Below are 13,709 nucleotides of genomic sequence, written 5' to 3'. Positions count from 1 at the left end.
TTGAACAGGCAGGCAGCTCTTCGTGTATTCAGAACGTTCTTCCTCATCTCTCTGGGCGCGCCCATCGTATTCTTTATTTATGATAGTTCCAGTTCAGGCGTCCTTTTCTCATTCACAAGCTTCCTTTATCTGTCAATATGGGCATCCGGACTTTCACTCGATGTGTGGACTACCTACAGGTTCTATGCTGCGGACAGGGTGAACTTTTCAGTCAACGAGACCAATGCAGTATTTTCAGGGCTTGTAAGGAGGTTTGGCTTTGCGAAGGGTTTGGCGGTACAGCTGGCCATTATAGAAATTCCTACCGCCATGGTTCTTGTTGTGCTACTGTATCATGTATATTACGCGTTTACTGAACACTACTCAAATGGTGTTGTAGCCGTTTTGAATTCGCCAGTTTCATTGTTATCTTACCTGCCTGCGGCCCTCTGCCTGTTTGGAGTGATACACATGATTGACGCCTTTGTGAACCTGAATATGGAACGTGAAGAAAAGAATCGTAGCGGCATAAATAGCGGGACGCGATGAATGATTGCAATGCGGTACATAAGATGCCTACAGTTTATCTGACTGTTAGACCAAGTTATTCTACGATTGGCAATAGAACAGAAGCCGATAAGGGAGGCGGTTCCACATATCTTCAGGAGGCCAGTCCTGTCCGTTGAACCCCATGATTCGCTCCTCAAGGCTGGGACCTTTCTTGCCATAGGGCCGCAGATCTATGTCGACGGGCTTGTGGTTCTTGACGGAACCAGTCCGGTAGGAAGGATAGGCGGCAAGAGCATTATCAAGCACATCTTGGAATCCAGAGAATGGCAGTATGCAAAAGTAACCGATATGGTGGACAGGTCGGTATACGGAGTTGATGCAGGATCCAACCTAGGCTATGCGCTTGACATCTTTGATGAAACAAGGTTTGCATTCGTGCCGGTGACAATCAACTACAAGATTGCAGCTTCCCTTACCATTCGCGACATGTAAAGGCATGTTATTTCAGCAGGCACCTCTGGATTGGACAGGCCTGTCAAGGAGATTTCGTCCCCCATCGTAGCGCTTGAAAATGATGCAAGCGTTGGGAATGCACTTGCGGCCATGGTTCAGAACAACGTCCGAAACATGGTGATAAGGGCTGAAAAGGGCAGCGGTGCCAACAACATGCAAATCATCAATGACAGGAAGATACTCGAGTTCCTTCTGAGCCACGACGGAAGGCAGATGATGTCTGAAAAAGGCCTGACGGGCCTTTACGAGATCAAAGTTGCAGAGCTTGAAATGCTTGTACCAAAACAGGTCGAACCGGACATGCCTGCCAGAAAGGCCGGAGAATTGATGTCTGACATAAGCACGCCATGCTTGTTGGTAAATGCCGCTGAACATCCCCATCATCCTGACTCAATAATAACGCCCTGGGATATCGTGATGAGAGGATTCAGAAATAAAGACGGTAGCGCTGCACAAGAAATAGACTTACTGGGTTAGAACCAAATTGCATGCTCTGTTGCTTTTGCAATTGGGTAGGCTTTCTGCTTATATTATTTTGGGCGTTGGGATGCTGGGCAGGCGGGTTTGCGATTATGATCGAGGTCAGACCGTTTCAAATAAGCAGCTCACAAAAATATCCAAGTGATGGCTACGTAGAACTATTGCAGAATTTGCATTCGAGTGGGAGGAGTTGTAAGATACTGCTGCAATGCGACAAATCTCAAACCTATCCAGACAAGCTGTCGGTCAGGTACTTCATAGACATTGATGACCACGACAAAAGACAGGTTGTAAACAGCCTGTCAAAAATGCCAGTACAGATCCTCACAGGCTCGCCTCGACCAAGACATTATGGCTATTTTGCAGAATTAAAACTCAGAAGACCGTATCCCCTTCCCCTGATAGACCATTCTTCCAAAGGAGAGAATAATTCAATCAACCCATTTTCTTCTGCAGCAGGAAACATAGCTGAATCATTGTATGGCGTGCCGTCTATGCTGGAGATAGTTTTCAAAGCAGACACTCATGCAGCTGCGAGAATATGGAGCTACCTTGAAAAGTTTGAAAAGAAATTGCCATCCTCTGACATACTCTCCCAACTGGCCAGCATTGGCACAGGATTTGCAAGTGAAGCTGCACGTTTTGGCTCGACCAAGAAAGGCGCATCCATGGGTCCGGCCAAACAAGACAAGGAGCTATCACTTTTTGAAAAGAACCTGCTTGATGCCATGAAAACCAAGGCCAGATCGCACGCATTTTTTCTCACAAAGATAACTGTATTCGGTGAGAGCAGTGGCCATGTGGAAAATATAGCGAAGCAATTTCCAAATTGGCATAACGGGTTCTCTGCAAGGGTAAAGAAGGTCGATCAAAAGGAAGGGCCTCTTCCGGGAGCTGCGCCACCAGCGCTATCACGATCTAGAGCATCCCTTCTTTTCTCATTCCATGAATATAGGCTCGCAGTCCTCAGCATGGAAGAGATATTGTCTATGATATCAGTCCATCCGTCACCACAACAGTCAGCACACTTTGAGCAGGGGGTGTCAAGGCCGGGGGCAGATTCCTCCATGCCATCCAAATAACATGATGACAGATGGGATTATTCGAACGCATCAGAAAGAAGCCGGACGGAGGGAAGGAAGGAAACAATCAAGAAGAGTTTGACATTTCCAAATACGTAGAACCCAACACAGAACCTGTATACCTGCTGGGCGTCGACAGCAACACCGGAGAGAAGAAAGGCCTGTACAAGAGCGACAGGGGACATACGCTCATAATAGGAAGGACGCAGTACGGCAAGACCACTCTTATAGAAACGCTGATACTTGAGCATGTACAGGAAGACGAGCCATTCGTCTACATAGACCCGTCTGGCGATTCTGTTAACAAGATACTGGCGTTGATACCTGACGAAAAGAGAAAGAACACGATACTGATAGACCCTATGACAATACATACCCATGGCAAGGTAGTCAAGATTGACTTTCTGGAATACTCGAACAGCCTGTCCCGCCTGAAAGTTGCACAGGGTTTCATTGATGCGGTAAAGAAGCTCTCGGGCGGGATGTGGGGGCCTCTGCTTGAGAGGATAATGAGAAACACCATCCTGCTTCTGATAGACCAAGAGAAAGGTTCCACCGACATAACAGACTGCTATTACGTGGTAAACAATGTTGAATACAGAGAACGACTGATGAGAAACTGCTCAAACAAAGACGTGGTCAACTTTTTTGTCAATGACTTTGGCAGGATAAGGCCAGAGTCTCTGGAACCTATCCTGACAAGGCTCAACACCATCCTTGTCGACCCTCTTGTAAAAGAGATGTTCAAGACCAAGAGGAAAGATGGTGCTGTAGTCAAGACTCTTGACCTGAGAGACGCCATTGACAGCGGCAAATTCGTCTTGGTCAATCTATCAAAGGCAAGACTGGGCGACATGTCTGCGTTTATCGGCAGCCTGCTACTTGACAAGATATTCCAGACTGCAATAAGCAGGGCAGACGAGAGAGTGAAGGAGAAAAGGAGAGCATGTTACCTGTACGTAGATGAAGCCCACACCTTTGTCACAGATGCAGTGATAGACATCCTCCGTGAGGTAGCAAAGTACCGTCTCTACCTCACGCTGGTTAGCCAGTACCCCTCCGGATTTACCGAAGAGATAAAGAAAGCCGTGTTTGGAAACTGCTCTACAATCATAACGTTCTCTGTAGGGCCTGACACTGCAAAAGAGATAGCGCCTTTCTTTGCACCTTATGATACACAGACGATAATGCTCCTTCCTAGGTACGAGTTCATGGTAAGCACCAAGATGAAGGGGATGCCACTAAAACCATTCTCACTCTCAACGCATTACAAACAGATCAGTGACTCGGAATTGATCATGAGAAGCGAGGAGTGCATGGTAGAAAGCCTGTGTATATACGGGCAGGAGGTAAGCTCGGATCTGGAAGACAAAGCTGACAGCAGTGAGACTATTGTTATCGCTCCGAAAAACGCTTCCTTTCCGAGGCCGCCATTCTTCACCACGCCCCTAAAGTGGTTTATCCAGACAAGGCTCTTTTTTGACCGAAATGGAATGACTACAAAAGCTCTCTTTGAGCAGGCCGTATCATCGCCACATCACCACAAACCCTACAATGCAGGGTTCCAGAAGGTAAAGGCAGTATTACACGAGATGGTCAGAGAAGGGCTGGTGCAGACAACCCAGATAACTGCTGCAGACAGTCAATCAGACGAAAAGAGGTTCACATTTACGCTGACAGAGTCAGGGTTGAAGCCTTTTTACGAAATACCGAAAGGCGCCAGAGCAGGCGGGGACGTACATCTCAACTGGATTGACCTCTTCCTCCATGCGTTCTGGAGGATGGGATGGTACTGCATTGCAGACAATGGACATCTCAGCGAAGGGCATTCGGACATCTATGCATTCTCACCAAAACTGGCAGACAACGGTTCAAAATACGACTCCGACGAATGGGAAAGCCCGCCGGCCTGGGCTGTGGAGTTCGAGGTGTACCCCGAACGACATCCAGACAGGGTAATCGAGAACTATCTCCGAAACGCCGCCAGCGGGATAAGGACAGTCTTTGTAACAGACAGCGAAGAGAGGAAAAAGAGGATACTGCAGGCATTGAAAGAACGCAGCATTTCTGCTTATGTGCCGGTCTTGCTTGTAAGCAGGGCTGCAACTCATTCAAATGTAGAAAAAGTGGTCCACGCATTAACCGCAATCAGGGAACCCGCATTACTGAAACAAGTGATAGCGGATGCAGAATCATTCGTTTCAAAAGGACAAGAAAAGGAGAACGTAAGAGATGATGTGGAGATGACTGCAGAAAAGCACAGCCGGGTGGAAATGACGTCTACTGCTATTTCAAGACCCGAAGTCGAAGGGGCGAATATGAAAGAGCGCGATCCAGAAGATGATGATGATGCAAGCAATACAGATGTCTCTGGCGAAAATGAAGAGCAGATAATATGGGGTGAAGATGTGGAGAGAGGAGAACCCTCAACAACGGTCATGGATATGCTGTATCAGGAACTTGCTGACGACGAGTCCTTGGTCAAGATCCTTCTGGCGGTAAAGGAGAACCCAGGTCTGAAGTCTTCTGATATCTTGCCGAAACTGGACATGCCAAGGAGGACGTTTATGCGAAAATCGCTGAAACTGAAAGAGCTGGGATTGATATCCGCGATGGAAAGGGTGCCAGGCTACACAATAACGGAGAGGGGAATGGCGCTTCTTGAGGAGATCCGAAAAGGAAAGCAACGGTGGCTAAACCGTCCTGCTTGAGGGTTAGACTTCGCTCAAAAGTTACCGGCGCCCTTATTAAGTACGGCCATAGCTCCACTCTATGGACGTACTCTCAGAAGACAGGTGCAGCTGCCAGGAATGCATGGATGAACAGGCAGAGATGTGCATAGCGAACCATTGTGAATGCTGCAAGCACTGAAAACAACCATCCATGCTGCAATTTTTTCTAAAGCCAGTCATACCATTTTCAGGCAGCACTTCTTGAACTTCCTGCCGCTGCCGCATGGGCACGGGTCATTCCTTCCAACTTTTGTCTTCCCTGAATTGTGGCCCTTCGATTTAGGCGAAGGGGTGTTCTTCCTATAAAAGTTGCCGGGTCCTGGGTTGAATATGTCAAGAGGGTCTCGCGGGATGTGGTGTTGTAGGTGGTCAAACTTGCCGGCGTAGATGTCCAGTACCGTCTCGTAATCGATGTAGGCTGTATCTATCAGCTCTTGAACAGGTCTTCCAAGAACGGGAGTGTGTCACTATCCTTGAACTCTGCCAGAGTATCTGCCAGTATGCTCCTTGCACTTTCGTCGCCTTCGTCCGTTATCGCCTTCTTCAGCACCTCTACAGACCTTGACTTGATTTCCGGGTAGACCCCGGATATTATGACAAGTGCTCTGGCGGCACGGTCCCTTACATACTCGTCAAGTCGGGCATCTGCTACCATCGACGCGAGTGTGTCAGAGCCTTCGATACCAAAAGCTGCCAGCACATATGGCATGTCTTCGGTAATCCAGTCTCCAGTATCGTCATAATGGATTCTCATCGCACTGTAGACAGCAGAAGCAGCTTCTTTCCCGCCAATCTTTGACAGGACGTGCATCGCGCAGATAGGGGCCCAGACAGAGAATAACCCCGACTCTGTATCCCAGTACTTTTCCTCCGTCACCATCCATACCAGGTGCGGCATGGTTTCTTACTTCCTTGCAACGATGGACCTGACAGTTTCCATGTCTGTTTCAGGGCCGCGCACGGCAAGCCTCTGGACCAGAGATTCAACCGGCTCTTTCACGAGCCTATGTAACGTCGGTTCAAAAATAAGCTTATCTGGACACAGCGCAAAGGCCGGCCAGCCCTAGACTGGTAGCCGATGTTTTTATAAGTGGAAGCCCTGACAGTATGACTGCTAACCATAATGGCACCGGACGAAAGGCTCGCACAATTCTTGAAGAACGGCAAGGACTGGGAGAGGAAGGCCACAAGCGTACCGGGGGTGTTCCTCATCAAGCTGCCCCAGTTCAAGGGAAGGGCTCCCTCCCTTGCCATAGAAGTCAACCCCGTAGACGCCTCCGGCGCTGCAACAAAAAAGAGGGGCATAGTCATCAGGTCGGCGCCGGAGCTTGAAGAGATAACCAAGCTCCTGATCAACCCCAAGCTTGAGCAGCTGGCGCACAGCATCGACGAAGTCAACCCCGAGAGGAAGCCTGCAGTGAAGGCGGGCGAAGACGTGTTCGAGATCTGAACTGCTTTTATATTTCGCTCCGGCAACTGTTATTCAGGACAGCTACTGTGAATAGCAGTTGACCCAAGCGTCTTTTGCGGAACATCCGCTCGTATGGGAGGGCACCATCGACCACAGGTTATACCAGAAGAACATAGCAGACGCTGCAAGTCACAAGAATACCCTGGTCATCCTACCGACTGCGCTTGGCAAGACGATGATAGCAGCCCTTGTGTGTGCAGACATGCTCTACAAATACCGCGACAAGAGGGTGCTGATGATGGCTCCAACGCGGCCGCTCGTATCACAACACCTGAAGTCCTTCTCCGCGGTGCTGAAAATCATGGAAGAGCAGGTGGCAATGGTGACTGGCAAGACGGTACCTGAAGCAAGGAGGGCGGTGTGGGACAAAAGGGATGTCAGGCTCGTCTTTGCCACTCCAGAAGTGGTGAGAAACGATCTCGAAGAAGGCAGGCTGCACCTGAAAGACTTTATCCTGCTGGTCTTTGACGAGGCACACAGGGCGGTAAAGGACTACGCCTATACTGCCATAGCAAGGGAATACGTCGGCCAGTCGATGCACCCTGTAATACTTGCCATGACCGCAAGCCCGGGAGCCAAGAAGGAAAGGATACAGGAAGTGTGCAACAACCTGTACATAGAGCACGTCGAGTACAGGAGCGAAGAGGACGGCGATGTCAAGCCGTACGTCAACCCTATTGACGTCAAGTGGGAATGGTTCGACCTGCCTGAAGAGTACAGGTACATTGCATCCGTTCTCAGGTCGATGCTTGACGAGAGGCTGAAGTGGCTTGTCCAGCGCGGGCTTTTGGGCAAAAAGAAGGACACCCGGTGGATATTCAAGCGCGACCTGATAGAGGCTGGCGAGGCGCTCAGGTACAGGCTCGAGCTTACCATGGAGGAGCAGCGCGGACCCATTTATGTCGCCATAATGAACCAGTCTGCCGCGCTCACTCTGTACTGCCTTGAGCTGATAGAGAGCCAGGGCGCCCATTCGCTCAGGGCATTCTTTGAAAGGATAGAGGAAGAAGGTGGCAGGGCACATGCCGCGCTGCTCAAAGACCCCAAAATAATGGAGGTGAGGGCGCTGGTTGAAAAGGCTCCTGTAGAGCATCCGAAGGCCCGGCGCATAGTCGAGCTTGTAAAGGAGTATTGTTGCGGCTCCTCCGACAGTTCTAACAAACAACAACAAAAGGGCCGGGTGCTGGTATTCACCCAGTACCGCGACACTGCAAGGCACATAGTAGACGACGTGCTCTCTTCTACAGGCATCAAAGCATCAAGGTTCGTCGGACAGGCCAAGCGGCAGGGGGACGAGGGCATGAACCAGGACGAGCAGGCAGCAGTGCTCCAGTCTTTCAGGGAAGGCGAATTTGACGTGCTTGTGGCCACGTCCATAGCAGAGGAGGGCCTGGACATCCCTGAAGTGGACCTTGTGGTATTCTACGAACCCGTACCAAGCGAGATAAGGTACATCCAGAGGAGGGGCAGGACCGGCAGAAAAGCAGCCGGCTCTGTGGTGATACTTGCCGCAAACGACACCATAGACACGCGCCACCTCTATGCCAGCAAGAGGCGTGTGGAGAGGATGAAAGAGTCCCTTTCGTCCATAAACGCGGTACTGGCGCCAGTAAAGAGGGCTTTCCTTGAGCCAAACCCTGTGACTGCAGAAGAGCTCGCCGCGCTCGAAGGGTGGAGGGCAAGGGCGGAAGAGCGGCTGCGGAAGGAGGTGGCAGAGGAGATAGGGAAAAAGAAGGGTGGCGGCCCGGTCGATGCCGCGGTACTTGACGCAGAGGTCAAAAGCCGCATCCAGCAGCTCAGGAAGAAGGCGATATCGGCCGAAGAAGAGATGCTCACCGGCGCATTCCAGCGCGAGGTGGAAAGGGCCGCAAGGCGCATACATACCGAGCTTGCAAAGGCAGGAGTCAAGGGAGCAGACGTGGAGCTTCTGCGCGAGCACCTTTCGCTGGACTACCCTGTGCTCAACGAGGCACTGAAGAAGCTTGAGAAGCTCAGGAGGCTGGCGTGGCGTAACGAGGACACGGTGGTGCTGGCAGACAACCTGGCTGCAGCAAAAGGTGACATCTATTCCATCCGCGTTGAAAAGGTGATGCAGGGCCGGGCAGTGGTCATGATAAACAAAAAGTGGCGTGCAAGGCTCAACCATTACGATTACAGCGGTCCCAGAGAACTTTTGAAGAAGGGCGCGACCTTTGACGTGGTAGGTGAGCTGTACCGGCAGGAAGGGGTACTGGGCCTGAAGGTAAAGCAGATAGTCTGAAAGTGGATGATGATGGAAGCTCGCAGGGAGCCGCAGCTCGGATAGGTTAAGAAGCATGCGTTGACCAACTAACAGGTAGAGTTGACCAACGCACAAGAAGAAAAAGCTGGTACAACAGCCCCGCCTTCCGGCGCCACCAATGCAGCAGAAGATGCCGTTGCCAGTAGTAGTACCATCATCAGGCACGAAGGCCAGACAGTGGTAAAGCAACGTAACGTGGCAGAGGTAAAGGCTAGGGCCGACAGGCCGCACTTTGTCTATAACCGGGTCTACGTAGGCCTTGCCAAAGGGCCCTGCGAAGAGTACAGCATCGATAGGGATACCTCCGTCCTCACCCGGGACAGCACCGTGGCAGACTTTATGAAAAAGCCATATGCCCTGATCCCGCAGGCAGAAGGAAACACCTACCTGCTGGTGGTTCCAAAGTGGATCGACTACAAGGCTGGCTGGCTTGAAACCCAGACAGAGACTTACAACATCTACAAGGTTGACCACTATGCGACCTGGGCAGGCCTCGTACCTGAGGAGTTAAGGGAAGAGCTCGATCTGAAACCTAGGTTCTTGACCCTGAAGATCCAGGGCGACTATCTGGTTGGAAGCGAGGACGAGCTTGATGATGCGTGGATCAGGTACCGTGACTCTCTGCTCAGAAGGGAGGAAGGCATTGGAATCCGCATAAAACCGTCCAGGGCATCCCGGTTCAACCTTGCTTCTAGGCTTGTCGAGGACGGCGTCATTCCATGGACTTCAAAGCCAGTAGAACAGAGGTGGAAGTGGCAGACAGACATCCAGCTGCGGCCCTACCAGCAGGAAGCTTTTGATTTCTTTCTGAAAAATGGCGCCATGACCCTTGTCTACCCTTTTGGTGGAGGCAAGTCGTTCTTTGGCGTCTATGTGGCTGCGTGCATATCCGGAAGGACGCTTGTGGTCGTCCCTTCCCTCTCGCTGATCTCTGTGTGGCAGAAGTACATCATGGAGCACTTCCCTGACAGTGGCTCGAGGCCGTCGGTAGGCCTGTTTTATGGCGCAAAGAAGGAAAAGCACAAGGACATAACCATCGCAACATACGACAGCGCGCTGGCGCACCTTACAAAAGAAAAATACGAGTTGCTCATCTTTGACGAGTCGCACCACTTCCCTGCCGAAACATATTCCCGCCTGGCGTTCCTGGACGCCAGGTACCGGCTCAGCCTGTCAGGGAGTCCGCACCGGGAAGATGGCCGCAGCGAGCTCATTTACGTTTTGGGCGGCGCTCCGTACGGCAGCGACTGGGAGCGGCTATTCAAAGAAGGATGGGTAAAACGCCCTGAAGTCTACCTTCATGTCACTTCAACAAAGTTGATGCTGCTCAAATCGCTGCTCGAAGAAAAGCTGAAAGGTCCTACAATGGTGTTCTGCGACACCATTGCGATTGGAGAAGACACTTCAAGGATAACCGGCCTTCCATACATACACGGCAGGCATTCGCTGAAAGAAAGGTCTGAGCTGGTCAGAAAGCACCCACGGTTTATCGCCAGCAGGATTTTTGACGAAGGCATAGACCTGCCGGACATAAAGAACATCATAGAGATAGACTTCCTTGGCGGCTCCAGGAGGCAGCAGCTGCAGAGGGTTGGGAGGCTGATGCACTCTGTGCTTGAAGGAGCCGAATACCACTTGCTCATGTCGCCGGAAGAACTGGCAAAGTACGGGAAGAGGCTGTACGGGCTTTACTCCAGAAACTTCAGGGTCAGCGTGGTTACAGAACAGCAAGGATAGGGCACAGTCTTCCTTCAGTTCAACTCCATTTGGAGCTGTTGCTCTTTTACCCTGTGTATCCACAGACTCCTGTCCTGGGAGAATTGACGATCGGCAGGGCCATGTCTTCTCCACATTTGTGGCGTTTGAGGCAACTTGCGCAGAACATGGCCTCTGGGCCTTCCCAGAAGCACACCGCACAGACATCGGTAGCTGCAGCTTTCTTGCAGGACGTACATTCAAAAGATATGGGGTCGTTCCTTGCAGCAAGCACCACCGGGCCCCTCTTCAATTTTCCTGGCCTGACCGCAACAACCTTGAGTACAAGCTCGGTGGTGCTGCCGTAGTCGTACTCGTAATCAAACGTCATACCCGGCGCAAGAATCGTGTCCAGCGCAACCCGCATGTCCTGGTCACTCCCAAAATCAGGGTCAGGGTAAGATTCGTACTCCTCGTCGTCTATTATGAAGTGGCTCAGGTGCCCGCAGCATTCAAGCCACGTGCGCCTGAGAAATGAATCGATGTCGGTCAGCCTGCACCGGGTGTTCGCATCTACAAATAGCCAGTACTCTGGCATGTACCTTGACCAAGCTTTGATTAGAAAGACTCTGCTTTCTGCTTTGTCACTGCCTTTGCTGGCGGCGCCTGTGATTCTGGACATAAGGCTCATCTCTCTTTCTTTGCACGATTCAAGGTGGTGCCCCATTGAAGGACCCGCGAAAGACTGGGAACAGTAGGTGCATTTACCTGACGTCATTGTTGCGCATCGCACGACCATGGCACGGACATAAAATGGTGGTAAGCAGGAGTATTTTACCTTGCTGCCGATTTCTTCAGCAGGTCATCTTCTTTTGCGCCGCGGAACAGTTAATTTTTTCCGCCTTTTATATCCACGGCGTACTGGACTGGTAGTTATCAACTACAACAAAAAACCTACCGGACGAACCGCACGTTTCAAAACGGCATGCACATATGTGCGTGCACCACCGGCGTGGCACGGATGGCCACAAATTTTTCCTAATGTAAATTCTCCGCAAGAGCCTTCAACTGTGCAGTTCTGCACGAAAGAGTGGCACCAGTGGTGCCAAAAATCGATTGAAGTGGCACCAGTACCTGGTAAAAATGGCACCAGTGGTGCCAAATTTGAGGACATCCGGCCGGCATAATTGGCACCAAGGCGCTATGCTGCAGTGAAAATGGCACCAGTGGTGCCAAAACCAACGGCAGAATCGGAAAAGGACAGCGCCTATAGCAACGGCAAGCACTGAAAAACAGTTCAGCAAGAGACGACCTTTTCAGTGACCGAGTCAACAGGTTCAAACCATCAATACCCAGAAAAGGCCGACTCGGCGGGATGGTGTGGAACCAAAGCGAGTTAGGCAAAACTAACTCTAGCGTTTCAAGAGAGACGACCGCATCTACGCTACCATAACAGTCTGGAATTCAGTCCCAGATTTCTTTTGTTGTTGCGTTGCAATTCGAAGAGGCATGTAGTGAGGACTATCCTGGAGCGTGGGAGTTGGCGGGCTAGCTTGCAAACACGGCCCTGACACAACAAGGAGGTGATAAGATGGCTGTGAAAAATATGAACTACGATGACGACGGTGACGACGGCAAAAGGAACGGAAACGGAGGTTACGACGAAATCCTGTGCAAAATGTGGATTGATGCAGCAACGACAGAAACGAACTTTGCTGTAAACACGGCAGTAAGGAAGTACAGGAACTCCAAAGAACAGATAGACTATCTGGTAACGCTGGACAGTATCCTGCTCCGGTACCAGGAAATAGTCACAAAGACAGTAGCCGAACATGGCAGGCAGGCACAGGCAATTGCAGAAGAGATAAGCGGCCTGGCAGCGGCTGGAGGTGACTTCGTGCTATGACCGGCAGCAACATCGACCGTAGGGAGGAAAAGTCTGGAGTAAATCAAAGAAATCGAAGACAAACAACAACGAGAACCGGAAACGGAATGACCATGGAACAGCTTATCCGAGAAACAAGGAAGGAGGTTTACAGAGCGCAGAAAAAAGAAGCAATCCCGAATAAAAACAAGGAGAAAAGTACCGTACGAAACTCAATGCAGCAGCAACAAAAGGTCATTCCACGCGAAATGCAGAGATATCTGACCAGTGCTGCGGTGCAGGTGAATGGAGGTGCGCTGACTGCACACCTGCAGGAATTCTGCAGCAAGATTCCACCCGGCAGCTACAGGGTAAAGGTCCTTGTCAGAAAAAACAACAAGGTAACTGTAAGGATGACGTACAGAGGAGAAGAACAACAACAGCCTGTGCAACAACAGCCAGACATCAGTACCCCGGCAAGCCTCTAGGATTTTTGTAACAATCTAGGGCGCGAACCGTCCCCAGCCAGCCTTTAAAACATGCGTCAAAATCCTGGCTAGAACCATCAACTGGATGGTGGGCTGGAGGTACATTGATGCAGCAGGTATTTCTGTTCTGCAAAGCGCAACTTACCGGGCATCAAGACAAAAACACTGGGAGGTGTTTAAAATGCACAGCACACACAAGGAATCAAAGAACGTTCTGTTGGCGGTGGTAGAAGAGGCAAAAAGAGGAGTCAATAAGGAAAGGCTGCCAATCGAGAAAAGTTCCGCACAAGTGCCCCGAACTACCATTCCTTTGCTGTCAAAGCTGAACGATTCTGAAAAGCATCGGGCAGCAAAGATGGCCGCCATCGCTGTAGAGATGGATGGAGAAATCCATTTCATGCAGGTAAATAGAATGGTGCCAGAAACAGCGAAGATAGTACGAGACAGCACTGGCAGGTTCGTAGGACTGCCGGCAGTAGTCGGCGGCTAATCCGCAATGGTGCTACTTCTGTCCGGTAACACCCCACATTATTTTTTTAAAACCACTCTTTGAATGGGACGTCCAAATCGACGTTTTCCTGGTCCCTGCCTACTATCGATAGTGGTGGGCAGAG

14 protein-coding genes are annotated in these 13,709 nt (G+C 50.7%); 11 read left to right on the top strand and 3 right to left on the bottom strand.

Annotated features, from left to right (window positions below; genetic code table 11):
* From NGAR_RS09210 to NGAR_RS09190, 5 genes are all read left to right on the top strand, one after another.
* Positions 1 to 528 (top strand): hypothetical protein, encoded by a 528-nt coding sequence (locus tag NGAR_RS09210; protein ID WP_148681239.1) that lies wholly within the window; start codon positions 1 to 3, stop codon positions 526 to 528.
* A 66-nt stretch (positions 529 to 594) separates the two neighbouring features.
* Positions 595 to 981: a CBS domain-containing protein gene (locus tag NGAR_RS09205; RefSeq protein ID WP_015019433.1), complete on the top strand. Its 387-nt coding sequence runs from the start codon at positions 595 to 597 to the stop codon at positions 979 to 981.
* Between the two features lie 30 nt (positions 982 to 1,011).
* Positions 1,012 to 1,479 carry a CBS domain-containing protein gene (locus NGAR_RS09200; RefSeq protein ID WP_015019432.1) on the top strand — a complete coding sequence of 156 codons (468 nt, stop codon included), beginning with the start codon at positions 1,012 to 1,014 and terminating at the stop codon, positions 1,477 to 1,479.
* Positions 1,480 to 1,574: 95 nt separating this feature from the next.
* Entirely contained in the window at positions 1,575 to 2,564 is a 990-nt protein-coding gene (locus tag NGAR_RS09195) for a hypothetical protein (protein ID WP_015019431.1), read from the top strand.
* A gap of 11 nt (positions 2,565 to 2,575) precedes the next feature.
* Positions 2,576 to 5,275, top strand: a complete 2,700-nt coding sequence (locus NGAR_RS09190; protein ID WP_015019430.1) for a type IV secretion system DNA-binding domain-containing protein — start codon at positions 2,576 to 2,578, stop codon at positions 5,273 to 5,275.
* A gap of 197 nt (positions 5,276 to 5,472) precedes the next feature.
* Here the strand turns inward: NGAR_RS09190 and NGAR_RS19345 are convergent, their stop codons facing one another.
* Positions 5,473 to 5,628, bottom strand: coding sequence for an SEC-C metal-binding domain-containing protein (locus NGAR_RS19345; protein ID WP_407637202.1), 156 nt, complete (start codon positions 5,626 to 5,628; stop codon positions 5,473 to 5,475).
* Between the two features lie 95 nt (positions 5,629 to 5,723).
* A complete protein-coding gene (locus tag NGAR_RS09180; protein WP_015019428.1) occupies positions 5,724 to 6,194 on the bottom strand; it encodes a HEAT repeat domain-containing protein in 471 nt (156 codons plus the stop codon).
* Positions 6,195 to 6,419: 225 nt separating this feature from the next.
* On the opposite strand from NGAR_RS09180, the gene NGAR_RS09175 reads away from it, so the two are divergent.
* The 3 genes from NGAR_RS09175 to NGAR_RS09165 all read left to right on the top strand — a co-directional run bounded on the left by NGAR_RS09175 (position 6,420) and on the right by NGAR_RS09165 (position 10,785).
* On the top strand, positions 6,420 to 6,746 hold the full coding sequence (locus tag NGAR_RS09175) for a hypothetical protein (RefSeq protein WP_015019427.1): 327 nt from the start codon (positions 6,420 to 6,422) through the stop codon (positions 6,744 to 6,746).
* Positions 6,747 to 6,804: 58 nt separating this feature from the next.
* A complete protein-coding gene (locus NGAR_RS09170; protein ID WP_015019426.1) occupies positions 6,805 to 9,027 on the top strand; it encodes a helicase-related protein in 2,223 nt (740 codons plus the stop codon).
* Between the two features lie 81 nt (positions 9,028 to 9,108).
* Positions 9,109 to 10,785, top strand: coding sequence for a DEAD/DEAH box helicase (locus tag NGAR_RS09165; protein ID WP_015019425.1), 1,677 nt, complete (start codon positions 9,109 to 9,111; stop codon positions 10,783 to 10,785).
* 46 nt (positions 10,786 to 10,831) lie between these two features.
* Here the strand turns inward: NGAR_RS09165 and NGAR_RS09160 are convergent, their stop codons facing one another.
* Positions 10,832 to 11,425, bottom strand: a complete 594-nt coding sequence (locus tag NGAR_RS09160; RefSeq protein ID WP_148681238.1) for an IS1096 element passenger TnpR family protein — start codon at positions 11,423 to 11,425, stop codon at positions 10,832 to 10,834.
* Between the two features lie 909 nt (positions 11,426 to 12,334).
* Here NGAR_RS09160 and NGAR_RS09155 point away from each other — a divergent pair.
* From NGAR_RS09155 to NGAR_RS09145, 3 genes are all read left to right on the top strand, one after another.
* Positions 12,335 to 12,649 carry a hypothetical protein gene (locus NGAR_RS09155; RefSeq protein ID WP_015019423.1) on the top strand — a complete coding sequence of 105 codons (315 nt, stop codon included), beginning with the start codon at positions 12,335 to 12,337 and terminating at the stop codon, positions 12,647 to 12,649.
* On the top strand, positions 12,646 to 13,095 hold the full coding sequence (locus tag NGAR_RS09150; protein ID WP_015019422.1) for a hypothetical protein: 450 nt from the start codon (positions 12,646 to 12,648) through the stop codon (positions 13,093 to 13,095). Before NGAR_RS09155 ends, NGAR_RS09150 begins: the two co-directional genes overlap by 4 nt.
* Positions 13,096 to 13,276: 181 nt before the next feature.
* Positions 13,277 to 13,585 (top strand): hypothetical protein, encoded by a 309-nt coding sequence (locus tag NGAR_RS09145; protein WP_148681237.1) that lies wholly within the window; start codon positions 13,277 to 13,279, stop codon positions 13,583 to 13,585.
* Positions 13,586 to 13,709 lie beyond the last annotated feature (124 nt).

This window comes from Candidatus Nitrososphaera gargensis Ga9.2, from assembly GCF_000303155.1.
GTDB classification, from domain to species: domain Archaea; phylum Thermoproteota; class Nitrososphaeria; order Nitrososphaerales; family Nitrososphaeraceae; genus Nitrososphaera; species Nitrososphaera gargensis.
This window is presented reverse-complemented; position numbering and strand designations above follow the sequence as displayed.

Coding starts and splice junctions, on each gene's coding strand:
- NGAR_RS09195 (WP_015019431.1), top strand. CDS start 1,575: ATGATCGAGGTCAGACCGTTTCAAATAAGCAGCTCACAAAAATATCCA.
- NGAR_RS09175 (WP_015019427.1), top strand. CDS start 6,420: ATGGCACCGGACGAAAGGCTCGCACAATTCTTGAAGAACGGCAAGGAC.
- NGAR_RS09180 (WP_015019428.1), bottom strand. CDS start 6,194: ATGCCGCACCTGGTATGGATGGTGACGGAGGAAAAGTACTGGGATACA.
- NGAR_RS09155 (WP_015019423.1), top strand. CDS start 12,335: ATGGCTGTGAAAAATATGAACTACGATGACGACGGTGACGACGGCAAA.
- NGAR_RS09150 (WP_015019422.1), top strand. CDS start 12,646: ATGACCGGCAGCAACATCGACCGTAGGGAGGAAAAGTCTGGAGTAAAT.
- NGAR_RS09145 (WP_148681237.1), top strand. CDS start 13,277: ATGCACAGCACACACAAGGAATCAAAGAACGTTCTGTTGGCGGTGGTA.
- NGAR_RS09190 (WP_015019430.1), top strand. CDS start 2,576: ATGGGATTATTCGAACGCATCAGAAAGAAGCCGGACGGAGGGAAGGAA.
- NGAR_RS09160 (WP_148681238.1), bottom strand. CDS start 11,425: ATGTCCAGAATCACAGGCGCCGCCAGCAAAGGCAGTGACAAAGCAGAA.